This window comes from Pseudonocardia sp. HH130630-07 (assembly GCF_001698125.1).
In the GTDB taxonomy this organism is placed as follows: domain Bacteria; phylum Actinomycetota; class Actinomycetes; order Mycobacteriales; family Pseudonocardiaceae; genus Pseudonocardia.
On sequence record NZ_CP013855.1, the window covers coordinates 192,032 to 218,283 of the forward strand.

The following is a 26,252-nucleotide window of genomic DNA, read 5'->3' on the forward strand; positions in this document are numbered from 1 at the left end:
CGAAGAAGGCGGGGTCGAACTCGGCGGCGTCGTGCAGGAACCCGCCGCGGGTGGTGTAGGTGCGCCCGGGCCGGTCCGGGTCCGGGTCGTGCAGGCCGTCGGCGTCCCAGCCGCGGTCGGTCGGGAACTCGCCGGTGGCGTCGACGCCACCGGAGATCAGGTCCCAGAACTGCTCGGGTGTGGCGACGCCGCCGGGGAACCGCAGGCCCATCCCGATGATCGCGATCGGCTCGTCGTCGACCGCGGTCGTGGCCGCGACCGGGCCACCCGCGTCGGTGAGCCCGAGCAGCTGCTCGCGCAGGTGCTCGGCCAGTGCGGACGGGCTCGGGTGGTCGAAGGCCAGGGTGGCCGGCAGCGCCAGCCCGGTCAGCCCGACCAGGCGCTTGCGCAGCTCCACCGCGGTCAGCGAGTCGAGTCCCGCGTCCCGGAACGAGCGGGTCGCCGCCACGGCGTCGGCGGTGCCGTGTCCGAGCACCGCGGCGGCCTCGGCGCGGACCAGGTCGAGCAGCAGGCGCTGCTGGGCGGCCCCGTCGAGGTCGCGCAGGCGACGGGCGAGCTCCCCGCCCGCGGCGTCGTCGGGCGCCCGGTCCAGGGCGGCGACGTCGTCGATCGGGTCGAACAGTGCCGAGGCGCGGGCGGCTGTGAACACCGGGGCGTAGCGCTGCCAGTCGACGTCGGCGACGGTGACGCAGGTGTCGTCCTGGACCAGGGCGCGGCGCAGCTCGGTGACGGCCGGGGCGGGCGGCAGAGCGCGCAGCCCGGCGCGGGCCAGGTCGGCGGCGACCGCGTCGTCGGTGGCCATGCCGGCGTCGGCCCACGGGCCCCACGCGACCGACGTCGCGACCAGACCGCGGGCACGACGTTCCTCCGCGAGCGCGTCCAGGGCGGCGTTGCCGGCGGCGTAGGCGGCCTGGCCGCGGCTGCCCCAGACCCCCGCGATCGAGGAGAACAGCACGAACAGGTCCAGCTCGCGGTCGCCGAGCAGGTCGTCGAGCACGCGCGCGCCGGTGACCTTGGCCGCGTAGACCCGATCGAACTCGGCCGGGCCGGTGTCCTCCAGCGTGGACGCCTGACCGATGCCGGCGACGTGCACGACACCGGTCAGGGGGTGTTCGGCCGGGACCGCGGCGAGCAGGTCCGCGACGGCGTCGGCGTCGGTGACGTCGCAGGCCGCGACGTGCACGCTCGCGCCGAGTCCTTCCAGCTCGGCCGCCAGGTCCGCGGCGCCGGGAGCGTCCGGTCCGCGACGCCCGGTGAGCACCAGGTGCCGGGCGCCGGAACGGGCCAGCAGCCGGGCGACCTCGCCGCCCAGCGCTCCGGTGCCACCGGTGACGAGCACGCTGCCGGACACGGTGAACGCGGTCTCCGGCGGCAGCGCGTCGACCGGGTGCCGGTACAGCCGGCGTCCCCAGGCGGTGCCGGCCCGCAGCGCGACCTGGTCCTCACCCGCCGGGCCGGTGAGCACGGCGGCCAGCCGGTCGAGTGCGTTCGGGTGGGGCTCGGCGGGCAGGTCGACGAGCCCGCCCCAGAGCCGGGGGTGCTCCAGCGCGGCGACCCGGCCCAGACCCCAGACGGCGGCCTGGTCGGTGTGCGGCGCGGGATCGGCGGGCCCGGTGCGCACGGCGCCCGCTGTCAGCGTCCAGAGCGGTGTCGCGGACTCGATCGCGGCCAGTGCCTGCACCAGCGCGCCGGTCAGGGCGAGCCCCAGCGGGACCTGCGGGCGGTGTGCCGCGGGGCGCTCGGCGAGCGGGAGCAGGGAGACGATCCCGGTCAGCTCGGCGGGGCGGGCCGACAGCCGGGCCGCCGTCTCGGCGGAGTCGGTGCAGGCGGCGTCGAGGACGAGGTCGGCGACCTCGGCCCCGGCGGCGCGCAGCGCGTCGGCGACCTCGGTCGCGCGGGCCTGTCCCGCCGGGTCGTCGGCGCGGACCAGCAGCCACGTCCCGTCCAGGCGGGCGCCGGCGGTGACGCGGCGGGAGGTCCATCCGGTCCGGTAGCGCCACCGGTCCAGGCGCGCCTTCTCGTGGCGGCCCTGGCGCCACGACGACAGGGCGGGCAGCAACGCGGACAACGCGGCGTGCCGGTCGTCGGTGAGTCCGAGCAGGGCCGCGACCTCGGTGTCGTCCTGGCGTTCGACGGCTCCCCACAGCGCCTGGTCGGCGCTGCCGTCGCCGTCGGTGGCGGCGCCCGCGGCGGGGACGTCCGGCCAGAAGTGCTCGTGCTGGAACGCGTAGGTGGGCAGGTCCACCCGGCGGGCGGGTCCGGCGGCGCCGCCCGGGGTGGCGGGCAGGTCCACCCCGTGCACCCACAGGTGCCCCAGCGCCGCGACGACAGTGCGCGTCTCCGGCTGGTCCGGGCGCAGTACCGGGGCGGCCGCGATCCGGTCCGGTGCCGCGGACTCGACCAGCGCGCACAGCACGCCGTCCGGACCGAGCTCCAGGGCGGTGGTGACGCCGTCGTCGGCGAGGGCGGCCGCGGCGTCGGCGAAGCGCACGGTCGCGCGGACGTGCTCGACCCAGTAGCCGGGGTCGGTGAGGTCGGCGCCCCGGGCGACGGTCGAGACGACCGGGATCCGCGGTGCGGCGAAGCTCAGTCCCTCCACGACGGTGCGGAACTCGTCGAGCATCGGCGCCATCAGCGGCGAGTGGAACGCGTGCGAGGTCCGCAGCCGCTTCGTGCGGCGGTCGGCGAACCGGGCCACCACGGCCTCGACCTCAGCCTCGGCCCCCGACACCACGACCGACGACGGCCCGTTCACCGCCGCGATCGCGACCCCGTCGCTCAGGTGCGGGACGACCTCGTCCTCCGACGCCGCGACCGCGACCATCGCGCCACCGGCGGGGAGGGCCTGCATCAGCCGCGCCCGCGCCGACACCAGCGCGCAGGCGTCCGGCAGGGACAGGATCCCGGCCACGTGGGCGGCCGCGATCTCCCCGATCGAGTGCCCGGCCAGGCGGTCCGGGACGATCCCCCACGACTCGACCAGCCGGTAGAGGGCGACCTCCAGCGCGAACAGGCCGGGCTGGGCGTGACCGGTGCGGGTCAGGGCGTCGGCGTCGTCGCCGAGCGCGGCGTCGAGCACCTCGGCGGGCAGGTGCGCGGCCACCGCGTCGAACGCCGCCGCGTAGGCCTGGAACCGCGCGTACAGCTCGCGGCCCATCCCGGGGCGTTGGGAGCCCTGGCCGGCGAACAGGAACGCGGTGCGTCCGCCGGTGGGGGTGCCCTCGACCAGACCCGTCGCCGCGGCGCCGGTGGCGAGCGCGTCCAGCGCCCGGCGCAGCCCGTCGTGGTCCTCGGCGGCCACGGCGGCGCGGTGCTCGAAGGCGGTGCGGGTGCCCAGTAGCGACGCCGCGACGTCACCGAGGTCGGTGTCGGGGTGCGCGTCGAGGTGGCGGGACAGCCGCGCCGCCTGGTCGCGCAGGGCCGCCGGGGTGCGCCCGGAGACCACGATCGGCAGCGGGGCGGCCGGCAGCGCGGTGTCCGGCAGCGCGGTGCCCGGCGCGGGGAGCTGCGCGGGCTCGGGGGCCTCCAGGATCAGGTGGGCGTTGGTCCCGCTGATCCCGAACGACGACACACCCGCACGACGCGCACGCCCGTCGGTGACCCACGGCAGCGGCTCGGTGAGCAGCTCCACCTCACCCGCGTCCCAGTCCACGTGCGACGACGGCGTCGACGCGTGCAACGTCACCGGCAACACCCCGTGCCGCATCGCCTCCACCATCTTGATCACACCGGCCACCCCGGCCGCAGCCTGGGTGTGGCCGATGTTCGACTTCACCGAGCCCAGGTAGAGCGGGGTCTCCCGGTCCTGCCCGTAGGCGGCCAGCAGGGCCTGGGCCTCGATCGGGTCGCCCAGGGTGGTGCCGGTGCCGTGCGCCTCGACGACGTCGACGTCGGCGGTGCCGAGGCCCGCACCGGCCAGCGCGGCCCGGATGACGCGCTGCTGCGAGGGCCCGTTCGGCGCGGTCAGACCGTTGGAGGCGCCGTCGGAGTTGACCGCGGAGCCGCGCAGCACGGCTAGGATCTGGTGGCCGTTGCGCAGTGCGTCGGACCGGCGCTCCAGCACCAGCATGCCGACGCCCTCGGACCAGCCGACACCGTCGGCGTCGTCGGAGAACGCCCGGCACCGCCCGTCCGGGGACAGCCCGCGCTGGCGGGAGAACTCCAGGATCGCGGCCGGGGTGGACATCACGGTGACGCCGCCGGCCAGGGCCAGCGAGCACTCACCGGAGCGCAGCGCCTGCGCGGCCCAGTGCATCGCCACCAGCGACGACGAGCACGCGGTGTCGATCGTGACGGCCGGGCCCTCGAGCCCGAGCGCGTAGGCGACCCGGCCGGACGCGACACTGGGCGCGGTGCCGCTGCCCTGCAGCCCCTCGAAGTCGCCGCGGGCCAGGATCGATCCGTAGTCGTTGTACATCAGCCCGGCGAACACGCCGGTCGCGCTGCCGCGCAGGGTCCGCGGGTCGATCCCGGCCCGCTCGAACGCCTCCCACGACGACTCCAGCAGCAGCCGCTGCTGGGCGTCGGTGGCCAGCGCCTCGCGGGGGCTCATCCCGAAGAACCCGGGGTCGAACTCGGGCGCGGAGTGCAGGAAACCGCCGCCACTGGCGTAGGTGGTGCCGCGACGGTCCGGGTCCGGGTCATGCAGCGTCTCCAGGTCCCAGCCGCGGTCGGTCGGGAACCCGGAGATCGCGTCGCCGCCGTCGGTGACCAGGCGCCACAGGTCCTCCGGCGAGGACACGCCTCCCGGGTAGCGGCACGCCATGCCGACGATCACGACGGGGTCGTCGCCGGTGGCGAGCACCGGCGTCACCGGCCGGGCGGGGCCGTCCCCGCCGACGGTGGCGGAGATCAGGTGCCCGGCCAGCGCGGACGTGGTCGGGTAGTCGAAGACCAGCGTCGTGGGCAGCCGCAACCCGGTCGTCGAGGCGATCCGGTTGCGCAGCTCGACCGCGGTGAGCGAGTCGAAGCCGAGGTCGGTGAACGCCCGGTCCGGGTCGATCTCGGCGCCGGAACCGTGCCCCAGCACGGCGGCGACCTCGTCGCGGACCAGGGCGAGCACGGCGGCGTCGCGGTCGGCGGCGTCCAGGCCCCGCCAGAGACCGGCCACGCCGGACCCGGGGCCTGCGGTGTCCGCGGCGGCGGTGCGGCGGGCGGGCCCACGCACCAGACCGCGCAGGAACGCCGGGACCTCGCCGCGGGCGCGCAGCAGCGGCAGGTCGAGCCGCACGGGGACGACCGTGGCGCGGTCGGCCGCCAGCGCGGCGTCGAAGAGCTCGCGACCCTGCTCCGGCTCCAGCGCGGGGGTTCCGGCGCGGGCCAGGCGTGCCAGGTCGGCGTCGGTGAGCTCGCCGGTCATGCCGCCCGTGGCCGACCACGGGCCCCAGGCCAGCGACGTCGCCGGCAGACCCGCGGCGCGACGGCGCGCGGCGAGCGAGTCCAGGGCCGCGTTCGCCGCGGCGTAGTTCCCCTGCCCGGCCGCACCGGCGGTGCCGGCGACCGAGGAGAACAGCACGAACGCCGTGAGGTCCCCGGCCAGCTCGTGCAGGTTCTGGGCGGCGTCGACCTTGGGCGCCAGCACGGTCTCGAACGCGGCCGGGGTCAGGGAGGTGATGGTCGCGTCGTCGAGGACCCCGGCGGAGTGCACGACGGCGGTGACCGGGTGCTGCGCCAGCAGCGCGGCCAGCTGGTCGCGGTCGGCGGCGTCGCAGGCCACGACGGCGACCTCGGCCCCGGCCTCGGTCAGCTCGGCGGCCAGCTCGGCGGCACCGGGGGCCTCCGGCCCGCGGCGTCCGGCCAGCACCAGCGACCGGACACCGTGTCCGGCGACCAGGTGGCGGGCGATGACCGCACCGAGTCCCCCGGTCCCGCCGGTGATCAGCACGGTGGAGTCGGCGTCGAACGGGGCGGGCGTGCCGGCGGCCCCGGGCGGGAGCAGGCGGGTCAGGCGGGGCGCGACCGCGTCCTCGCCGCGCAGCGCGAGCTCCGGCTCGTCGGCGGTGCCCAGCGCGGCGACGACGGTGGCGGGCGACGGCGTGTCCGCGGCGGAGCCGTCGGGGCCGAGGTCGAGTACGGCGACCCGGCCCGGTTGTTCGGCCTGGGCGGTCCGGGCGAGGCCGACGACGGAGGCGTGCACCGGGTCGAGGTCGGCACCGCGGGTCAGCAGCACCAGCCGGGACCCGGCGAACCGCTCGTCGGCGAGCCAGCGCTGCAGCAGGTCCAGCGCCCACGCGGTGACGGCCCGCACGGCACCGGGCACATCGCCCTCGACCGCCGGGACCGGGGCGGCGACGACCTCGGGGACCCCGGCCTCGGCGAGCTCGGCCAGCGAGTCGTACAGCGGAGCCGGGGCGAAGGTGGAGCCGAGCAGCCCGCCCGGGTCGAGCAGGGCGAACGAAGCGGGTGCCTCGCCGAGCCGGACCGAGGTCGGCTCGACGGCGAACAGCGGCGTCCGGCCGATGTCGCTGGCGACGCCCCCGTCCGGCAGGGGCCGCAGTACCAGGGACGCGACGGTGGCGACCGGGTCCCCGGCCGGGTCGCTCACGACCAGCGAGACCGTGTCGGTCCCGGCGCCGGTGATCCGTACTCGGACCGCGGACGCGCCGCCGGCGTGCAGCCGGGCGCCCCCCCAGGAGAACGGCAGCGACGTACCGGTGTCCTCGCCGCTCCCGGCGATGGCGAGTGCGTGCAGGGCAGCGTCGAGCAGGGCCGGGTGCACCCCGAAGCCCTCCGTACCTGCCGACTGCGGCAGGGCGACCTCGGCGAACACCTCGTCGTCGCGGCGCCACGCCGCACGCAACCCCTGGAAGGTGGCCCCGTACTCCAGGCCGGCGGCGGCCAGGCTGTCGTAGGCGCCGGTCACGTCGAGGGCCTCGGCGCCGGCGGGCGGCCACTCGGGGCCGGTGGTCGCGGACGCGGTGACCGCGGCGGGGCCGCCGCGGCCGAGCACACCGGTGGCGTGCCGGGTCCACGGCTCGTCGTCGGCGTCATCGGGGCGGGAGTAGACGGTGACCACGCGCCGCCCGGACGCGTCCGGGCTGCCCAGCCACACCTGCACGCCGACGCCACCGCTCCCGGGCAACACCAGCGGCGCGGCCACGGTGAGCTCCTCGACGTGGTCGGCGCCGACCTCGTCGCCGGCCCGGATGGCCAGCTCCAGGAACGCGGTGCCGGGCAGCAGCACGCGGCCGTACACGGCATGGTCGGCCAGCCACGGCTGGGCGGCGATCGAGAGCCTGCCGGTGAGCAGGACCCCGTCGGAGTCGGCGAGCGCGACGGCGGCGGCCAGCAGCGGGTGGTGCGCGGCTCCGAGCCCGGCAGCGCGCACGTCCCCGCCGGCCGCGGCCGGCCCCTTCGGCCAGAACCGGCGATGCCGGAACGCGTAGGTGGGCAAGTCCACGCGGTGTGCGCCGGTGCCGTCGACCAGCGAGTTCCGGTGGACGGCGACGCCGCGCACGTACAGCCCGGCCATCGCCTCGGCCAGCGTGGCGGCCTCGTCCCGGTCGGCGCGCAGCACCGGCAGCGTCGCTGCGTCCTCGGCTCCGGCCGCGTCCAGGCAGCTGCGGGCGGCGCCGCACAGGGTGGCGTCCGGTCCCAGCTCCAGCAGGTCGGTGACGCCGAGCGTGCGGGCCGTGGCGACGGCGTCGACGAAGCGGACGGTGCCGCGCGCGTGGGCGGCCCAGTACTCGGCCGAGCCGAGCTCCTCGGCGGTCGCCGGCCGCCCAGTCAGGGTGGACACGATCGGCAGCGTCGGGGCGCACGCGTCGAGCCCGGCGACGACCGCACGGAACTCGGCGAGCATCGGCTCCATCAGCGGCGAGTGGAACGCGTGGCTCACCCGCAGCCGCCGGGTCCGGCGGTCGGCGAAGTGCTCGACCACGTCGTGGACCTCGGGCTCCGTCCCGGAGACGACCACCGACGACGGCCCGTTCACCGCCGCCAGCGACACCCCGTCGGTCAGGTGCGGAGCGACCTCCTCCTCGGACGCGGCGATCGCGACCATCGCGCCACCGGCCGGCAGCGAGCGCATCAGGCGTCCGCGGGCGGTAACCAGCGCGCACGCGTCGGGCAGCGAGAACACCCCGGCCACGTGTGCGGCCGCGATCTCGCCGATCGAGTGCCCGATCAGCTGGGTGGGCCGGACCCCGTAGGAGGAGACGAGCCGGTGGAGCGCCACCTCCAGCGCGAACAGCGCGGGCTGCGCCACCCCGGTGTCGTCCAGCGCGTCGGCGTCGGTGCCCCACACGACCTCGCGCACTGACGGGTCCAGGTGCGCGCACACCGCGTCGAACGCCTCGGCGAACACCGGGAAGCGCCGGTGGAGCTCCCGGCCCATCCCGAGCCGCTGCGAGCCCTGGCCGGCGAACAGAAACGCCGTCGCCGGACGCCGGCGGCTCGTGCCGCGGACCGACCCGGGCGCGGTGGTGCCCTCCGCGAGTTCCCGCAGCCCGGCACGAGCCTGCCCGGCGTCGTCGGCGGGGACTACGGCCCGGTGCTCCAGCGACGCCCGGCCGGTGGCCAGCGAGAACGCCACGTCACGCAGATCCGGGGCGTCCGCAGCATCGAGCCGGTCGAGCAGGCGCTCCGCCTGCGCAGACAGCGCCTCGGCGGTGCGTCCGGAGAGCAGCAGCGGGGCCGGACCGGTCCCGTCGGCGTCGTGGGCCGACTCGACGACGGGGGCGTCCGGGGCCTGCTCCAGGATCGTGTGCGCGTTCGTCCCGCTGATCCCGAACGACGAGACGGCGGCGCGCCGCGGCGCACCGGTCGCGGGCCAGGGCATCGACTCGCTGAGCAGCCGGACCTGCCCGGAGTCCCAGTCCACCTTCGACGACGGGGTGTCGACGTGCAGCGTCGCCGGCAGGACACCGTGCCGGATCGCCTCCACCATCTTGATCACGCCGGCGACACCGGCCGCGGCCTGGGTGTGGCTGATGTTGGACTTCACCGAGCCCAGCCAGAGCGGCCGCTCGCGGCGCTGCCCGTAGGTGGCCAGCAGTGCCTGGGCCTCCACCGGGTCGCCGAGTGTGGTGCCGGTCCCGTGCGCCTCGACCACGTCGACCTGGTCGGCGGACAGCCCGGAGTGGGTCAGCGCCTCGGTGATCACCCGCTGCTGCGAGGGCCCGTTGGGGGCGGTCAGCCCGTTCGACGCACCGTCCTGGTTCACCGCCGACCCACGGACGACGGCGAGCACCTCGTGTCCGTTGCGCTGCGCGTCGGACAGCCGCTCGAGCACCAGTACGCCGACTCCCTCGGCCCAGCCGGTGCCGGCCGCGGAGTCGGCGAAGGAGCGGCAGCGCCCGTCGGTGGCCAGCCCGCCCTGCCGGGCGAACTCCAGGAACGTCGCCGGGGTGGACATCACGGTGATGCCACCGGCCAGCGCCATCGAGCACTCGCCGGCACGCAAGGCGTGTGCGGCCAGGTGCAGCGACACCAGCGACGAGGAGCAGGCGGTGTCGACCGTGACCGCCGGTCCGACGGTGCCGAAGGAGTAGGCCAGGCGCCCGGACACCACGGAGCCGCTGCTACCGGTGAGCACGAAGCCCTCGACGCCGTCGTCGGGCCCGACCCGGTAGTCCTGGGCCATCGCACCGATGAACATGCCGGTCCGGCTACCTCGCACCGATGCCGGGTCCACCCCGGCCCGCTCGAACGCCTCCCACGCGGCCTCCAGCAGGATCCGCTGCTGCGGGTCCATCGCCAGGGCCTCGCGTGGGGAGATGCCGAAGAAGTCCGCGTCGAACTCGGCGGCGTCGTGCAGGAACCCGCCCGACGTCGCCGCGGCGGCCAGCTCGCCGTCGAGGTCCCAGCCCCGGTCGGTGGGCAGACCGGAGATCCCGTCGGAGCCGGTGGCCACCATCTGCCACAGGTCGTCCGGGCCGGCCACCCCACCGGGGTAGCGGCAGCTCATGCCGACGATCGCGATCGGTTCGCGGGACGCCTCCTCCAGCTCCTGCACGCGCTGGCGCGTGCGCTGCAGGTCCGCGCTGGCGCGCTTGAGGTAGTCCCGGAGCTTCTGCTCGTTGTCCATGTGCTCCCCGTTCACAGGGCCGCGACCGACCCGAATGCATTACTGGCGGAATGTGCGTCGGGAAACCGGGGCCGAGAAGGCCCGCGGGGTCACCAACTGCCGGCGGAGAGGACCTCTGCGTAGTCCCGTTCGCGCCCGGCCCGGCGCAGGTCGGATTCGACCATCATCTGCATCAGTTCCGGGAAGTCGATGCTCGGCTCCCAGCCCAGGTTCTCCCGGGCACGGGTCGAGTCCGCGCAGAGCAGCTCGACCTCGGCCGGGCGTACCAGGGCCGGGTCGACCACGACGTGGTCCTCCCAGTTCAGGCCCGCGCACTCGAACGCGATCCGGACCGCGTCGCGCACCGAGTGCACCCGGCCGGTCCCGACCACGTGGTCGACCGGCTCGTCCTGGGCCAGCATCAGACGCATGGCCCGGACGTAGTCGCCGGCGAAGCCCCAGTCGCGGACCGCGTCGAGGTTGCCCAGCCGCAGCTCCTTCTGGAGACCGAGCTTGATCTGGGCCACCGCGAGCGAGATCTTACGGGTGACGAACTCGGGCCCGCGCCGGGGAGACTCGTGGTTGAACAGGATCCCGGAGACCCCGAACATGCCGTAGGACTCACGGTAGTTGCGGGTCATCAGGTGGCCGTAGGCCTTCGACACACCGTAGGGGCTGCGCGGGTGCAGCACCGTCTGCTCGTTCTGCGGGCTCTCGGTGACCTTGCCGAACATCTCCGACGACGACGCCTGGTAGAAGCGGATCTGCCCGTCGGCAGCCTGCCTGGACGTGGTGAGCCCGCTGACCATGCGGATCGCCTCCAGCATCCGCAGCACGCCCACGGCGTTGACCTCGGTCACGAGCTCGGCCTGCTGCCACGACATCGCCACGAACGAGATCGCGCCGAGGTTGTAGACCTCGTCCGGCTGCACCAGGTCGACCGCCGAGACCAGGCTCCCCTGGTCCATGAGGTCGCCGTCGACGAAGGAGAGCTCCGAGGCCAGCTTCTGCACCCGCATCTTGTGCGGGTTGGCCTGGCCACGGGTCAGCCCCCACACCTGGTACCCGCGCGAGAGCAGGTGCTCCGCCAGATAGGACCCGTCCTGGCCGGTGATTCCGGTGATCAGTGCACGCCTGGCCATGTGCCTTTCCTTTCGTGGACCCGAGTACGAAGCGGCACGAGGAATATGCTCGACCGATAACGGAATGGACGCTCGCAGGACCCGGGGGAGGGTCAAGAAAGACCGGGAGAGCTACGGCTAATACCAGTTGAAATGCCGGACCTGGGCGCGCGACCCATTTTTCTGCGCACCCGATGGAAAGCTGGCGCATCCAAGAGTGGGGAATTCCCGGGAATCGTCGGCCCCGGGTCAGCCCCGGGGCGGTCGCGCACGGCCCCCGTGCGCGAGGGCCAGCTGCTCACCCAGCCGGTCGCAGACCGCCTGTGCCTGGTCGACCAGGAAGAAGTGGTGGCCGGGCATGACCTCGAGCTCGAAGCCGCCGTCGGTGTGCCGACGCCAGGCGTCGGCCTCCTCCGGGGTGGTGCGGGGGTCGTCCCGGCCGGTCAGCGCGAGCACCGGGCATCCGACGACGGCGGCGTCGGCGGCGCGGTAGGTCTCGACCGCCCGGTAGTCGTTGCGGAGCGCGGGGAGGATCAGGGCGAGGAAGTCGTCGTCGAGGGCACTCATGTCCGGCCCGTCGAGGGCTCGTACCTCGGCCAGCAGGCCCGCGTCGTCGAGCTCGTGCACCCGTTCCGGGCGCCGGGTGCTCGGGGCCCGACGACCGGACACCACGAGCGACCGCGGGGCGGACTCCGGCGCGTTCCGCTCGAGCCTGCGCACGGTCTCGAACCCGACCAGCGCACCCATGCTGTGGCCGAAGAACACCGTCGGCCGGGGCGGGAGCGGGGCGAGCTCGACGGCGAGCCGGTCGGCCAGCTCCCCCACCGACGTCAGACACGGCTCACGGTGGCGGTCCTGGCGGCCCGGGTACTGGACGGCCAGCACCTCGGCGGCGGGGGCGAACCGCGCCGACACCGGGTGAAAGAAGGTCGCCGAGCCCCCCGCGTGCGGGAAGCACACGAGGCGGGCCTCGCCCCTCCCGGGCGGGTGGAGCCGGCGCAGCCAATCGGTCGTCGTGCCCGGTGCCGTCACTGAGCCCTTTTCAACCTGCCGTTCCGGCAGCTCAGGGGCCTGGTTGTGTGGGTGCAGACGCCGAGCTGGCGAGCCGGTGACCTGTGCAGCTGTGGTCAGAGCAGTTGCGCTGCAACCTTCGCGATCTCCTGACGCAGAAGCTCGCTGGTCAGGTTGAAAAAGGCTCACTGTCCCCACCACTCCTTCGGACTCCTGCGCGTGTGCATGCCCCATCCGACCGCGCCCCGGACCGGAAGAACCCCAGTTTCCGGTCGGACTCGCCGGTCGTCGCCACCCAAACCGGATCGGCGATGGACGCCCACAACGTCCGCCGCTCGTTCCACAGGGTCGCCCGCCGCCCAGGGTCCCGGCAAAGTCACGTGATCTTGTAGGTGTGCAGGGCCCGGCGGGCGTGGTGGCGCAGTGCGGCGGCGATGTTGGTGACTCCGTCGAGGCGTAGTGAACCGCCCCGGGTTCGGTGGAGGCTCTGAACCCACGGGAGAGTGGATCAGCCTTTGCCAACCTGGTGTTGGGGCTGGTCAGAGCCTGTGCGGCGTGGCGTGCCCCCGGATGGGTGAAGCTCCTGGTAGACGGGCGATTGCTGAGATCGAAACCGTCCAACCAGGAGCTTCAAGGTGCTGTCCTACCCGTCCGGGATGACCGTGTCCAGCCGTGCCCTGCACGTACTCTCTGACGCGCTGCGCGCGCACCGCAACCAGCGGGCGACCCGCTGGCGGAAGCTGACGTGCGGCCGCCAGGCCCTGCTCGTGGTCGCCCACCTGCGCAAGGGCGAGACCTACACCGACCTCGCCTGCGGTTTCCGGGTCGGGACCTCGACGGTCTACCGCTACCTGCGCGAGGCGATCGAGCTGCTCGCGGCGATGGCCCCGACCCTGGAGCAGGCGATCGACGTCGCCATCGGGAAAGCGTTCGTCATCCTCGACGGCACCCTGCTGCGCATCGACCGCGTCGGGATGGCCTCGGGCTATGACCGCGGGTTCTACTCCGGCAAGCACAAGTGCCACGGACTCAACGTCCAGGTCATCGCCGACCCCGCCGGCCGGCTGGTGTGGATCTCCCCGCCGCTTCCCGGAGCCCGCCACGACATAGGCGCCGCCCGCGAGCACGGCATCATCGACGCCCTGACCGAGCACCGGATCCGGGCGGCTGCCGACACCGCATATCAGGGCGCCGGCCCGACGGTCGCGGTCCCGCACCGGCGGCGACGCAAGGACCCCGACACCGGCCGGTTCCGCCCGCTGTCGCACAACCAGCGCGAGGTCAACGCCGCTCACTCACGCCGCCGCGGACCCGGTGAGCGGGTCAACGCCGAGCTGAAGAACTGGAAGATCCTCCGCAAGATCCGCTCCAGCCCGAACCGGGCCGGACAACTCATCGCCGCAGTTCAGACCCTCATGATCGTCAACACCTGACCAGGTTGGCAAAGGCTCAGTGGATGCAGCTCTACAAGAACCTAAGAGAGTGTTTGAGAAGATCATGTTGAGGGTGTGACTACGTACTTCTGCTGGCGTCGGGCGGGTTCGCCACGGGCGATGCGGCGGGTGATGGTGTTGATCGCCGCCCAGCGGATCATGGCCTCGGACACTGCGGGGTGGCGTTCGTAGTCGCGGGCCAGGCGGCGGTGTGCGGTGACCCAGGCCAGGGTCCGCTCGACCACCCACCGCCGCGGGAGGACGGCGAATCCGCGCTGCTCAGGCGGTTTGCGCACGATCTCGACGCTGGTGTGCAGGATCGTGGTCGCCCAGTCCAGCAGGCGCCCGGCGAACCCGGCGTCGGCGTAGACGAACCGCACCCTCGTGCGCAGGTAGAGGTCGAGCAGGATCGACTTGGCGCCATCGCGGTCCTGCACCGACGCCGAGCACACCATCGTGGTCAGCAGCAGGCCGAGGGTGTCGGTCACGATGAACCGCTTCCGACCGTTGATCTTCTTCCCGGCGTCATAGCCGCGGGTGTCCCGCCCGACCGTGTCAGCGCCCCTCACCGACTGCGAGTCGATGATCCCCGCGCTGGGTTCGGGGTCGCGGCCCTCATCAGCGCGTAGCTGACGGCGCACGATCGGGAGGATCTGCTCGGTGACCCTCTGCTGCTCCCACCGGTTGAAGTACCAGTACACCGTCTGCCACGGCGGGAAATCCACTGGTAGAGCCCGCCACGCGCACCCGGCGCGCACGACGTAGAGGATCGCATCCACCACATCACGGCGCGCGTGCTTCTCCGGCCGGCCTCCCGCCCCCGCCGCTGGCAGCAGCGGCTCGATCAACGCCCACTGCTCATCGCTGGTGTCCGAGGGGTACCGCCGCCTACGCCGAGCCACTCCTCCACGATGGACCACACCCGGACGCATCCAGCGCAGACACGCCGACCCTTCTCAAACACGCTCTAAGGGATCTAGCGTTATGGCCGCTGGCACTAGGGCGTGTCTCCCAGATAGGCGGACCGGGGTGCGCGATGCTTGATCGGTGCCGCGTACCGCTGTCCTGACTGATGCCCAGTGGGCCCGTCTGGCGCCGCTGTTGCCCTCCTCCGAGGGTCGTCGCGGGCGCCCGTTCCGCGATGACCGCCGGGTGATCGAGGGGATCATCTACCGGTATCGGTGCGGGCTTCCCTGGCGCGACGTCCCAGCCGAGTTCGGGCCGTGGCAGACGTTGTGGAAGCGGCACCGCCGCTACAGCGGCGACGGCACCTGGGACCACATCCTGGCTGCTCTTCTGGTCGAGGCCGACGCCGCCGAGGTGCTCGGGTGGGCGGTCAGCGTGGACTCCACGATCATCCGTGCCCACCAGCACGCCGCGACCCTCAAGCGCGACACAGGGGGCCGGATCGAACTACACGAATCTGCTCGCCGAACCAGCAGATCACGCGCTGGGACGGTCCCGCGGAGGGCTGTCGACGAAGATCCACCAGCTCGTTGACGGGCACGGCCGCCCGCTGGTGGTCCTCCTCGGCCCCGGCCAGGGCGGCGACTCGCCAATGTTTCCGCACCTGATGGCGCACCTGAGCATCGCCCGACCGGGCCCGGGACGACCCCGGACCCGGCCCGAACGCGTGCGCGCGGACAAGGCCTACTCCTCACGCGCGATCCGCCGGCACCTGCGCGAGCGCCGGATCATCGCTGTCATTCCGGAGCCCTCTGACCAGCAGGGACACCGCAAACGACGGGGCTCACGCGGTGGCCGACCGCCCGCATTCGATCCGGTCGACTACCGAAACCGCAACGTCGTCGAGTGCGGGTTCTGCCACGTCAAGCAGTGGCGCGGGCTGGCCACCCGTTACGACAAGCTCGCCCTGACCTTCCGCGGCGGCGCCGTCCTGAAGGCGATCGTCACCTGGCTCCGCGCATTGGGAGACACACCCTAGGGCCCCCAGGTAGGCCTCGTGCGAGCCGTAGTACTGGTCGGCCAGGTAGATCGCGATGACCCCCGGAGAGGCCGCGGTCACCACGACCTCGCCCGGCGCCCCGTCCCCGGCGGCGTCGACCGCCGCACGCAGTTCCTTCAGCTCCTGGGACAGGTCCTCGACACCGGTGTAGCGCACCGGCCCCGTGCACGACGGCGTCGCGGTGACCAACCCGTCCAGAGCCTGCGCGGTGATCTCCGGATAGTCCTCGAGATCGGCCAGCGACAACGCACCGGCCTCACCGTCGAAGCCCGACATCCGCTCCTTCACATACGTCGCGTAGCCGATCTTGCCCTGCTCACCGTCGCTGCTGATGTCGATCCCGGTCTCGCCCTGGCGCTGCAACACCAGCCGAGTCGCCTCACGCACCATCTGCGGGAGCCGGGTCAACGCCTCGGGATCGGCGCTACCGGTCTCTCGGGCCACCATCAGTTCGGCCAGTTCCGGCGGACGCGGAAGGCTGCCCGTGTGCGTGGTCAAAACACGGTCTGTGCTGCTCGTCATCACAGGCACCGACGCTAAGAGGTCGTTGCAGAAGTCCGGGAGCGGGTGCTGGGGGTGCGAGGAGCGGTGGGAGCATCGCAGCATGGCGAGGCCTCGGGTGACGACGAAGACGAAGATCTTCCGGATCGAGATCGTGTTGGTCGATGTCGAGCCGACCGTGCGACGGGTGGTCGAGGTTCCGGGTGAGGCCAGCCTCGCGGTCCTGCACGAGGTCGTGCAGGACGCGATGGGCTGGACCAACTCCCACCTGCACGAATTCGAGATCGACGGTGTCCGCTACGGGCTGCCTGATCCGGATTGGGACACCGGCACGCTCGACGAGGCCAAGACGAAGTTGTTCCGGGTGCTGGCTGCCGGTGATGACGCCGGCTACGTCTACGACTTCGGCGACAACTGGCACCACGTTTTGGTCGTCGACGCGGTCACCATCCCAGAGCCTGGGGTGCGGTACCCACGCTGTGTCGAGGGTCAGGGTGCGTGTCCGCCCGAGGATGTGGGCGGGGTGTTCGGCTACTCGGAGTTCGTCGACGCGCTCGCCGATCCCGATCATGCTGAGCACGCCGAGCGGGTCGAGTGGTGGGGCTCGGACCGGTTCGACCCACACCACTTCGACCTCGTCGCCACCGACCGAGCGCTGGAGCGTTTGGCCGGGGCGAGCGCGACGGCGCGGTCCTGATCCACCGCGAGGGGTCGTTCAGGGCAGACGGCGCAAACAGATCAACGCGCACGCCAGTTTCAGCAAGGCCTCGATGCTGGTGCGGGAGCGTTCGTAGCGCAGCCCGAGCCGCCGGAACGACAGCAGCCAGGCCATCGTGCGCTCCACGACCCACCGGACCCGGCCGAGCCGGGAGGAGTCTTCGACTCCGCGGCGAGCGATCCGCACCCCGATCCCGCGCCCGGTCAGGTAGCGGCGACACCGTGGATAGTCGTAGCCCTTGTCGGCGTGCAGCTTGCCGGGACGCCGCCGCGGGCGTCCGGCCTGGCCGCGCCGTTCGCGGACGCCGGGGTTGGTGTCGAGCAGCTCGGCCAGTATCCGGCTGTCGTGGGTGTTCGCGCCGGTCACGACCGCGTGCAGCGGCAGGCCGTTGCGGTCGCATAACACGTGGTACTTCGACCCGGCCTTCCCACGATCGGTCGGCGAGGGCCCCGTCTGTTCGCCGCGGCGCTTGGCGCGCACGCTGACCGAGTCCACCGCAGCTCGCGACCAGTCCAGAACCCCGGCCTGGCCGAGCCGATCGAGCACTACTCGGTGCAGCTCATCCCAGACCCCCGCCCGCTGCCAGTCGCGTAGCCGTCGCCAGCAGGTGGTCCCTGATCCACAGCCCAACTCGGGCGGCAGGTCGTTCCAGCCGATCCCCGTGGTCAGCACGAACACGATCCCCGCCAGCGCGGCCCGGTCCGGTACTGGTGGCCGGCCGGTCCGCGCGCCTCGCCGACGTGGCCGAGGACGGGGAAGCAGCGGCTCAATCAGCTCCCACAGCTCGTCGGTGACCAGTCGTTCGACCGTCGATGCCCTTGCCATCAACTCTGAGCATCACCCGACCAGGTCCATCTACATAGGACCAACACGCCCCGACTTCTGCAACGACCTCTAAGGTGATCGGCCGGCTGCCGGACGCCGGTGAGCGCCTGTCGCTGCACCACCTCGACCGGGTCCGGGCCGAGATCGCCGGCCGGTACGAGCCCGGTGCCCGGGTGCTGATCTGCTCCGACGGTCACGTCTTCGCCGATCTCATCGGCGTCCCGGACACCCACGTCGACGACTACGGGGCCGCGCTGCGCACCCTCGTCGCGGCCGAGGGGCTGCCGGGGTTCGACTTCTTCGATCTCTCCCACGCCTACCCGGACCACGATCACGTGGCCCGCCGGGCACTGCTCGACGGCCGGTGGGCACCGTCGGTGGACGGGGTGCGGGAGCGGTGCCGGGCCGACCCTGCGGAGCGGGCGCTCTACCTGGGCATCGTGCGCTTCCTCGTCGAGGACGCCGCGGGCCAGGGCGGCAGCCGGGCCGCCCGGCAACGCCGGAGCCGGGAGCGGGCCTACCGGGTGCTCGCGCGCAGCAACGGCTGGAGCGCGCTGGTGGCCGACCGGTTCCCCGACGCGGTCCGGCTGTCCATCCACCCGCACCCGGCGGGCTCGCCGAAGCTCGGCATCCGCCTGGTCCGGACCGAGGACAGCTGGACGACACCGTGGCACTCCTGCGCCGTGCGCGACCGCGACGGCCGGTGGTCGCTCGACCGCGCGGACGCCGTCCGGGAGGTGGGGAGACTGGTCCTGCGGGGCGACCGTCCCGACCACGTGCGGCTGTGAGCGGCCGGGCGGAAACGGGTTCGTGCAGGTGGGCGCCCCTCCGTACGGTCGGCGCTCGTGTCGCGCATGCTGTTCGTCGCACTGGCCGGGCACGGTCACGTCACCCCGACCCTGCCGCTGGTGTCGGAGCTGGCCGCGCGCGGGCACCGGATCGGTTATGCCACCGGTCCCGAGTTCGCCGACGCCGTCGAGGCCGCCGGTGCGGCCCGGGTCGGGCTGCCGGCACTGGCGCCGTTCGTCCCGCCGGCCGAGGTGGGGCCGGACGTGCTGGTGCGGTGGTTCCGGCACTTCTTCGCCGGGCTGGCCGCGACCTACCCGGTCCTCGACCGGCACTGCCGGGCACACCGCCCGGACGTGGTCGTCTACGACGCGACGAACTGGCCGGCTCGGCTCATCGCGCGGCGGCACGGGATCCCCGCGGTCCGCACGGTCCCCAACCTCGCGGAGAACGACGTCTACACCGGGGTCGACCGTGCACTGCGCGCTGGTGTCGAGGGGACCGCCGCGATGGCGGCGTTCGCCGCCGAGGTGGCGGCGTTCGCGGCCCGGCACGACTCCGAGCTCGACGTCGACGCCACGTTCGACGCGATCGAGGACCTGAACCTGGTGTTCGTACCGCGCGGGTTCCAGCCCGCCGGGGACACCTTCGACCCCCGCTTCCGGTTCCTCGGTCCCGTGCTCGGCCGTCGTGCGGGTCCGGCCTGGGCTCCGTCGGATCCGGACCGGCCGCTGCTCTACGTCTCGCTCGGCTCGATTTTCACCGACCACCCCGGCTTCTACCGGCGTTGCGTCGAGGCGTTCGCCGGATCCGGCTGGCAGGTGGCCATGACGATCGGGGGCCTCGATCCCGCGGCCCTCGGTCCGCTGCCCGACGAGTTCCAGGTCCGTCCGTGGTTCCCGCAGCTCGACGTGCTCGCCCGCGCGTCGGCCTTCGTCACCCACTCCGGGATGGGGTCGACGATGGAGGCGGTCCACCACGGTGTCCCGATGGTCACCGTGCCGCAGATGCCGGAACAGGCGGTCAACGCCGACCGCGTCGTCGAACTCGGGCTGGGCCGCAGGATCGACCCGGTGACGACGAGTGCGGCCGAACTGCGCCGGACGGTCGAGACCGTCGCCACCGACGCGGGGATCCGCCGGCGGCTCGACGACCTGGGTGAGCGGGCCCGGGGGGGGGCGGGCGGCGCCCGGGCGGGGGCCGACGCCGTCGAGGATCTCCTGGCCGGGGCCGGGTCCCCGGGCGCGATCGACGAGCGTCACCCGGGCGTGTGATCTGCTGTCGGCGAGCCGTGGGTGGCGTGTCCGGTGGGTGGGGTGGAGGCGGAACGTGGTGTCTGCAGGATCGGGCGGCGTGGCCCGTGGTTTGTTCCGGGTGCTGGTCGTCGGCCTGGCCGCGGCGCTCGGGATCGCGGTGAGCGCCCCGCTCGCCGCTGCGCAGCCGTCGGCCCCGCCGGCGGGGTTCGCGCCGACGATGGTGGTGCTGGACGGCTCGGGCTCGATGACCGGGCCGGACCCGTCCGGTGGCACCCGGATCGCCGCGGCGCAGCGCGCGGTGCACGCGCTGGTGGACGCCACGCCGGACGGTGCCCCGGTCGGGCTGGCCGTCTACGGCACCGGCACCGGCAACTCCCCGGCCGAGCGCGAGCGGGGCTGCCAGGACGTGTCGGTCGTGCGGGGGCCGACGGCACTGGACCGGGCGGGCCTGACCGGCGCGGTCGACGCGCTCGTGCCGAGCGGCTACACCCCGATCGGCCGGTCGTTGCAGGTGGCGGCCGAGCAGCTGCCGGGCGACGGCCCGCGGCCGGTGGTGCTGGTCTCCGACGGCGAGGACACCTGCGCCCCGCCCGAGCCGTGCGAGATCGCCCGGGAGCTGGCCGCGGACGGGGTCGATCTCGTCGTGCACGCCGTCGGGTTCGGTGTCGAGGACCCGGCGCGGGCGCAGCTGAGCTGCATCGCCCAGGTCACCGGCGGCACCTACACCGAGGCGCTCGACGGGGCGGCCCTGAACCGGGTGCTGCCCCGGATCACCGCGACCGCGCTGCGCACCTACTCCGCGACCGGGACCGCGATCGCCGGTGCGCCGGACGTCGCCGGGGCCCCGGTCGCCGGTCCGGGGCAGTACCTGGACACGATCGGGCAGTCCGAGACCCGGCACTACGGAGTGGACGTGCCGGCCGGTGCCACCGTCTACCTGAGCGCGACGGTCGCCTATCCGCGCGTCCCGGGTGTGAACGTCCTCGACGACTTCAACAGCCTGACCCTGCGTACCCACGGGCGCGCGGGGGAGGACTGCCACGGGTTCGAGACCGAGCAGCAGAACCGTTCCAGCGACGGGGTCCCGCTGACGGTGGCCACGACCTGGACCGGCGCGGCGGAGACCGGCGACGGCGGCTGCACCGGTGCGGGGCGCTACACGTTCGCGCTGCAGTGGGACGGGGTGTCGGCCGGGGTCCCGGCGCGGTTGCCGGTGGAGCTGTCGATCGGTGTCGAGCCGGGGGTGAGCGACCCGGGGCCGCCGGAGGTGCTGCCCGCGGCCGGCCCTGCCGATCCGGCCGGGGCACCCGTCCCGGTGGTGGCGGGGGCGTCGTTCGCGACCGCGGCACCGCTGGACGGCTCGGGCGGTTACACCGACGTCGTGCAGCGCGGGGAGTTCGTCTTCTACCGGGTCCGGCTCGACTGGGGCCGGGCGCTGGCCTACCGGGTGCAGCTCGGCGAGGCTCCCGGGCGGGGGCTGGCGGACCTGTCGGTGGCCCGCACCGTGCTCTACGGTCCCGGCCGCGAGGAGATCGAGCAGGACTTCACATCCTACAACGGCGAGCCGCAGACGCTGCCGGGCTCGGCACCGGCGATCGCCACCGCGCCGGTCCGCTACCTGAACCGGGACGCCGGCGACGCCGCGGTACGGACGCAGGGCGTTCCGGGGTGGTACTACATCGGCGTCGCGGTGTCCCCGACGCACGACGAGGACAGCCCGACCGCCGGTCCGGTGCCGATCCGGCTGGACCTCACCGTCGGCGGCCTCGCCGAGCCGGGGCCGGTCTACGCGGGACCCGCGACGGCGTCCCCGTTCGACCCGGCCGCTCCGGCGGATCCGGCCGCTCCGGTCGCGTCCGCGGATCCGGCGGCCGCGGGCCCGTCCCTGCTGGTCCCGGCGCTGCTCGCCGGGGCCGCGGTGGTCCTGGTCGCCGGTGTCCTCCTCGTCCTGCTGCGGCGCCGCCGGCGGGGCTGAGCGGAGCGGGCCGGTCCCACGACGACGCAGGGCATCGGCGTGCCCGTTGCGTCGGTGAACAGGTCCCGGGCCCGGAGGTGCGGGATCAGCGGGCAGGGCTCTCGGCGGCCCGGCGCAGGCCGTCGGCCTCCCACTCGACGTAGCGGCGGGTGCGGCCGCCGAGCAGGGCGGCCACGAGCGGCGCCAGCGCGCCGTCCTGTGCCAGTCCGAGGCGCAGCCGGGAGCCGACCGGCCCGGGACGGACGGAGTGGGTACCGGTCGTCCGGACCCCGGCCGAGGCCGCGATCCAGGTCAGCTCCCGCCCCGGCACGAACTCGGTGACGGTCCAGACCATGGGCGGGAGCCGGGGCTGCACGATCCGGCCCCGGCTCCCGGCGGACAGGTCTCCGTCGAGCACCCGGATCTCGCGGATCGAGCGGGTCCAGCGTGGCCAGCCGGCCGGATCGGCGAGCACCTCCCAGAGCCGAGCGGGGTCCGCGGCCACCTCACGTTCGGCGACCACCCGCATCGCCGCACCCCCGTCCTGTACCGCGCGGTACACGACCTAGGTGTACCGCATGGTACGCGGGGCGTCCAGGGTCGTCAGGACACCAGTACTCGCAGCTCGGGCAGCCGTTCGAAGCCCAGCCGGCTCGGGCCGTCGTCCTCGGCGAGCCGCAGCTGCGGGAACCGGTCGAACAACGCCCGCAGCGTCACCTCGGTCTCCTGCCGGGCGAGTGCCGCCCCGAGGCAGTAGTGCGCACCGTGGCCGAAGCCGATGTGCCCCTCGCCGCGGCCGGTCTCGCGGCGCACGTCCAGCTCCTCGGGGTGCTCCCGGACCCGCGGGTCGAAGTTCCCCGAGGTCAGCCCGGCCAGCACGGTCGACCCCGCGGGGATCCGCACCCCGTCGACCTCGACGTCCTCGGCGGCGTAGCGCGGCAGGCTGACCGGGATGGGGCCGCAGGTCCGCACCAGCTCGTGCACCGCCCGCGGCCACAGATCGGGTTCCGCGCGCAGGGCCGCGAGCTGGTCGGGGCGGCTCAGCAGGGCCTGGGCCGACTTGGGGATGAGGTGCGCGGTGGTCTCGAAGCCCGCCGTGACGAGATCGAACAGCATGGTGATCATCTCGGTCTCGGTGAGCCGGTCGCCGTCCTCGTCGTGCACCTCGACCAGGCCGGTGACCAGGTCGTCGGCGGGTTCGGCCCGCCGGGCGGCGATCAGCGCCCGGATCTGGGCGACGATCGCGCGGCTCAGCTCCGGCATGCGCTGCGGATCGGGCGCGGTGAACAGGCCGGCGAACTCCCGCCACAGTCCCCGGTCCTGCTCGGGGACGCCGACCAGCTCGCAGATCACCGTGATCGGCACCGGGTAGGCGAGGGTCGGGATGAGGTCGACCGGCTTCCCGTCCGCACCCGCCAGGGCGATGTCGTCGAGCAGTTGTCCGGTGATCTGCGCGACCCGCGGGCGGAGCGCGTTCACCCGCCGCACGGTGAACGTGCGGGAGACGAGCTTGCGCAGCCGGGCGTGGTCGGCGCCGTCGCGGCTCGCCAGGCTGCCGCTGAGGAAGCTCAGGTCCTCGGGCACACCCATCGTCTCGAGGATGCCCCCGAGCCCGTTCTCCGCACCGTCGACGGCACTCGCGTCGGAGCGGAACCGCGGGTCGGTGAGCATGTCGCGGGCGTCCTCGTAGCGGGTGACGATGCGCGAGCCCTGGCTGGTGAAGCCGGGCCCGTCCGCCACCGGGCCCTGCTCCCGGAGCCGGCCGAACGCGGTCATCGGGCAGCCGGCCCCGCCGTCGGGCGGTGCCGGGGTGTCGTCGGTACTGGTCGGGCCGGTGGTGGTGTCCACGCGTCGTCTCCTCGGTCGGTCGCCGGGGCCGGGGCGGCCGCCCCGCGGGATGGCTCCAGCCGACACCGTGCCGTCGCGGCATGGTCAAGGCGTGCGCGGATGTGGATCGCGCGTGTCGTCCACCCGGGTGACCGGGAACACGGGCCCGGCGGCCGGGCCCGCCGCAGCCCGGCGTCCGGTGTGCGGCAGGCTGATCGACGTCCGCCCGCCGTCCCGGGGCGGGCACCGGCCACCGCGGAGGAGACGAACGACCGTGCCGGATCCGAGTGCCGGACACCCGACGGCTCTCCCGCGGTTCGCGGGACGGCCGGTGTGGGTCGTCGCGGGTGTCGTCGGCGTGGTGCACCTCGGGCTGGCCGCGGTGCCCCGCCGCTGGTTCGACGAGGACCTCATGCTCGCGATCGGCCGCCACCACCTCGACACGGGTGCGGTCGACCAGCCACCGCTCACCCCGTTGCTCGCTCGGCTGGCCGACGCCGTCGCCCCGGGATCGCAGGTGGTGCTCGCCGTGCCGGCCGTCGTCGCCACCGTCGCGGCGGTACTGCTCACCGCGCTCATGGCCCGCGAGCTCGGCGGTGACCGGCGGGCCCAGACGCTCGGCGCGCTCGCCCAGGGCACCGGGATCGCCGCCGCCCAGTTCGGGCACTGGCTGACGCCGTACACGCTGGAACCCGCGCTGTGGTCGGTGCTGTTCTGGCTGCTGCTGCGCTGGGTCCGGATCCGCGACGACCGGTTGCTCGTCGTCCTCGGTCTCGTCGCGGGGGTGACCGCGCAGACCCGGTTCCAGATCGGTGCGCTGGGCATCGTCCTGCTCGTCGCGCTCGCCGTGACCGGTCCGCGCGAGCTGCTGCGCCGGCCGGCGCTGTGGCTGGGCGCCGTGCTCGCGCTGCTGGTGGCGAGCCCGGCCCTGGCCTGGCAGATGGCCAACGGCTGGCCGCAGCTCGCGATGGCCGGTGCCGTCGCCGACGAGAACGCGGCGATCTACGGCGGCCCGGTCCTCGTCGTGCTGCACGGGTTGGCCGTGGTCGGTCCGATGGCGCTCGGCCTGGCCGTCTGCGGGCTCGCCGGGCTGGTGCGCGACCCGCGGCTGCACCCGTACCGCGTCGTCGGGGTGGCGTTCGTGCTGCTGTTCGCGGCCGTCGCGGTCAGCTCCGGGCGGCACTACTACATGCTGCCGATGTACCCGGTGCTGGTGGCGCTGGGCGTCGTCGCGCTGCAGCACCGCCGGGTAGGTCGACCCGCGGTCGGTGTGGAAGATCACCCCGGCGATTCGGTCCGCCCCGCCGCGGGCCGCCACCGCCATCCGGATCGCCGCACACGCCAGCTCGGCGTTCGGGTGCAGCCCCGTGGCCGCGCCGAGCAGCCGCCGCGAGTACAGGTCGATCACCGTGGCCAGATACAACTTCCCGGCCGCGGTGGGGATCTCGGTCATGTCCCCGACCCATCTGCGGTTCGGCTCGGCCGCAGTGAAACCCCGACGAAGCAGGTCCGGGAACTTCGGCGCCGTGCGGTCCTGGCGGGTCAGCCCGTTGTGCCGCTTGATCCGGCGGGCGACCAGGCCCTGGCGGCGCATCGAGTCCGCCACGGTCTTCTCCGACACCCGCCATCCGGCCTCACACAGGTCGGCGTGCAGACGGGGTGAGCCGTGTAGCCGCTGGGCGTCGTCGAACGCCACGGCCACGGCGGCGTCCAACGCGCAGCGGCGCTTCTCGGTCGCGGTGGCACCACCGTCGGAACGCGCGGCGCGGTCGAGCCACTTGTACAACCAGGAGATCGACACCCCCAACAGGGCGCAGGCCAGCGTGTGCGGCACCCGGTGGAAGGTCCTCTGGTCGGCGATGAAACGGGCCACGCTCACTTCGTCGCCTCCTTGACCCACAGGACCACGGATCGCTTGAGGACATCACGCTCCATCCGCAGCTCGGCGTTCTCCGCGCGCAGCCGCTTGAGCTCCTCGACGCCGCCGCGAGACAGGCCCTCGGTGTCCTCGCGGGCCTCTCGTGCACGGGCCACCCAGTTGCCCAGCGTGCCCTCGTTGACCCCCAGGTCACGGGCGACCTGGGCGATCGGCTTGCCCGTCTCCTCCACGACCCGGACCGCTCCGTCACGGAACTCCCGGTCGTAGCGCTTCCGTACCTCTGGCATCGCTACCCCTTATAGCTGATGCCTCCCCGATCATGGGGGAACCGCAGCGCCATCTCGTCGCTGATAGCCCAGGCTTACCGGACGGTGCCCATAACGGTGACCCGGGTCCCGGGCGGGACCGGCTGGTCGAGGTCGGCCACGGGCTCGTCGTCGAGGTACAACGCTCGGTTCGCGAGGTGGTTGTCCAGGCGGTCCTGTGGAGCCGCTGCGGTTACGACGCGGGATCGGACAGTCGGGGCCCTCTCACGGCCCCGACGCTATCCCCGGCCCGGGGCCGGGCTGTCCGCGGACGGGGACGTCGACGACGAGCTCGGGCCAGTCCGGTGCGCGACGTCCGGCTCGGTGCAACTGCGCGGCAGCATCGGCGCGGCGGGCCAGGATGACCGCCGCGTCGCGACGGGTGAGCGGCTCGGCATCCGGGTGCCGCGGCCCGCACCGGTCGCACACGTAGAGCCGGACCACCCGCCGGCGCGGGTAGGTGTAGGTGTGCGGGACTGCGTAGGCCTCCCCGCGGCCGCACTGCGCGGACGCGGTGGTGGCCCCGGATGTCCGCCTCGCCACGCACCCGAGGTTGGTGCCGTAGATCAGCTCCGGGACGTCCACGGCGTGGACTGTGCCACCGGGTACCGACACGCTGCGCTGCCGTCGCCCCAGCCCACCAGATCGCACCGATCACGCGAAA

14 protein-coding genes and 3 pseudogenes (1 of these 17 cut by a window edge) are annotated in these 26,252 nt (G+C 73.9%); 7 read left to right on the forward strand and 10 right to left on the reverse strand.

Features of this window, described 5'->3' with window-relative positions:
• The 3 genes from AFB00_RS29665 to AFB00_RS29675 form a co-directional block, all read right to left on the reverse strand.
• Positions 1-10,027: the beginning of a type I polyketide synthase gene (locus AFB00_RS29665; protein WP_083276246.1), read on the reverse strand. It extends 18,284 nt beyond the left edge of the window; the window shows 10,027 of its 28,311 coding nt (coding positions 1-10,027); it begins with the start codon at positions 10,025-10,027; the stop codon falls past the left edge of the window.
• An 89-nt stretch (positions 10,028-10,116) separates the two neighbouring features.
• Complete coding sequence (locus tag AFB00_RS29670; RefSeq protein ID WP_068800857.1) at positions 10,117-11,148, reverse strand: GDP-mannose 4,6-dehydratase; 1,032 nt, start codon at positions 11,146-11,148, stop codon at positions 10,117-10,119.
• Between the two features lie 228 nt (positions 11,149-11,376).
• Complete coding sequence (locus tag AFB00_RS29675) at positions 11,377-12,159, reverse strand: thioesterase II family protein (protein WP_068800858.1); 783 nt, start codon at positions 12,157-12,159, stop codon at positions 11,377-11,379.
• A gap of 614 nt (positions 12,160-12,773) precedes the next feature.
• Between AFB00_RS29675 and AFB00_RS29680 the strand changes: the two genes are divergently transcribed.
• On the forward strand, positions 12,774-13,571 hold the full coding sequence (locus AFB00_RS29680; RefSeq protein ID WP_068796246.1) for a transposase family protein: 798 nt from the start codon (positions 12,774-12,776) through the stop codon (positions 13,569-13,571).
• Positions 13,572-13,633: 62 nt separating this feature from the next.
• Here AFB00_RS29680 and AFB00_RS29685 read toward each other — a convergent pair whose 3' ends face one another.
• Positions 13,634-14,503, reverse strand: coding sequence for an IS5 family transposase (locus AFB00_RS29685; RefSeq protein WP_068796711.1), 870 nt, complete (start codon positions 14,501-14,503; stop codon positions 13,634-13,636).
• A gap of 115 nt (positions 14,504-14,618) precedes the next feature.
• Between AFB00_RS29685 and AFB00_RS32620 the strand changes: the two genes are divergently transcribed.
• A protein-coding gene (locus tag AFB00_RS32620) for an IS5 family transposase (RefSeq protein WP_156819897.1) occupies positions 14,619-15,516 on the forward strand; the annotation gives its coding sequence in 2 pieces (ribosomal slippage) (positions 14,619-14,969 and positions 14,971-15,516; 897 coding nt in all).
• A gap of 625 nt (positions 15,517-16,141) precedes the next feature.
• On the forward strand, positions 16,142-16,735 hold the full coding sequence (locus tag AFB00_RS29700; protein WP_060713948.1) for a plasmid pRiA4b ORF-3 family protein: 594 nt from the start codon (positions 16,142-16,144) through the stop codon (positions 16,733-16,735).
• A gap of 18 nt (positions 16,736-16,753) precedes the next feature.
• Here AFB00_RS29700 and AFB00_RS29705 read toward each other — a convergent pair whose 3' ends face one another.
• Complete coding sequence (locus tag AFB00_RS29705) at positions 16,754-17,581, reverse strand: IS5 family transposase (RefSeq protein WP_060713947.1); 828 nt, start codon at positions 17,579-17,581, stop codon at positions 16,754-16,756.
• Between the two features lie 68 nt (positions 17,582-17,649).
• On the opposite strand from AFB00_RS29705, the pseudogene AFB00_RS29710 reads away from it, so the two are divergent.
• From AFB00_RS29710 to AFB00_RS29720, 3 genes and pseudogenes are all read left to right on the forward strand, one after another.
• Positions 17,650-18,369 (forward strand): annotated as a pseudogene (locus AFB00_RS29710) (L-tyrosine/L-tryptophan isonitrile synthase family protein); the annotation flags it as partial.
• Between the two features lie 66 nt (positions 18,370-18,435).
• Positions 18,436-19,641 carry a macrolide family glycosyltransferase gene (locus tag AFB00_RS29715; RefSeq protein WP_068798737.1) on the forward strand — a complete coding sequence of 402 codons (1,206 nt, stop codon included), beginning with the start codon at positions 18,436-18,438 and terminating at the stop codon, positions 19,639-19,641.
• A 79-nt stretch (positions 19,642-19,720) separates the two neighbouring features.
• Entirely contained in the window at positions 19,721-21,598 is a 1,878-nt protein-coding gene (locus AFB00_RS29720; RefSeq protein ID WP_156819675.1) for a VWA domain-containing protein, read from the forward strand.
• An 85-nt stretch (positions 21,599-21,683) separates the two neighbouring features.
• On the opposite strand, the gene AFB00_RS29725 is transcribed toward AFB00_RS29720, so the two are convergent.
• On the reverse strand, positions 21,684-22,139 hold the full coding sequence (locus tag AFB00_RS29725; protein WP_083275734.1) for an SRPBCC family protein: 456 nt from the start codon (positions 22,137-22,139) through the stop codon (positions 21,684-21,686).
• A gap of 41 nt (positions 22,140-22,180) precedes the next feature.
• A complete protein-coding gene (locus AFB00_RS29730; RefSeq protein WP_231974017.1) occupies positions 22,181-23,425 on the reverse strand; it encodes a cytochrome P450 family protein in 1,245 nt (414 codons plus the stop codon).
• A 391-nt stretch (positions 23,426-23,816) separates the two neighbouring features.
• Between AFB00_RS29730 and AFB00_RS36495 the strand changes: the two are divergent.
• A pseudogene (locus AFB00_RS36495) lies at positions 23,817-24,329 on the forward strand (glycosyltransferase family 39 protein); the annotation flags it as partial.
• A gap of 318 nt (positions 24,330-24,647) precedes the next feature.
• Here AFB00_RS36495 and AFB00_RS32630 read toward each other — a convergent pair.
• From AFB00_RS32630 to AFB00_RS29740, 3 genes and pseudogenes are all read right to left on the reverse strand, one after another.
• Positions 24,648-25,283: pseudogene (locus AFB00_RS32630) on the reverse strand (IS3 family transposase); the annotation flags it as partial.
• The gene (locus AFB00_RS29735; RefSeq protein WP_060710840.1) at positions 25,280-25,570 is read right to left on the reverse strand and encodes a transposase; all 291 of its coding nucleotides are present in this window, start codon (positions 25,568-25,570) and stop codon (positions 25,280-25,282) included. The pseudogene AFB00_RS32630 and the gene AFB00_RS29735, both read right to left, overlap by 4 nt.
• Positions 25,571-25,813: 243 nt before the next feature.
• Complete coding sequence (locus AFB00_RS29740) at positions 25,814-26,173, reverse strand: hypothetical protein (RefSeq protein WP_068800860.1); 360 nt, start codon at positions 26,171-26,173, stop codon at positions 25,814-25,816.
• Between the last annotated feature and the right edge of the window lie 79 nt (positions 26,174-26,252).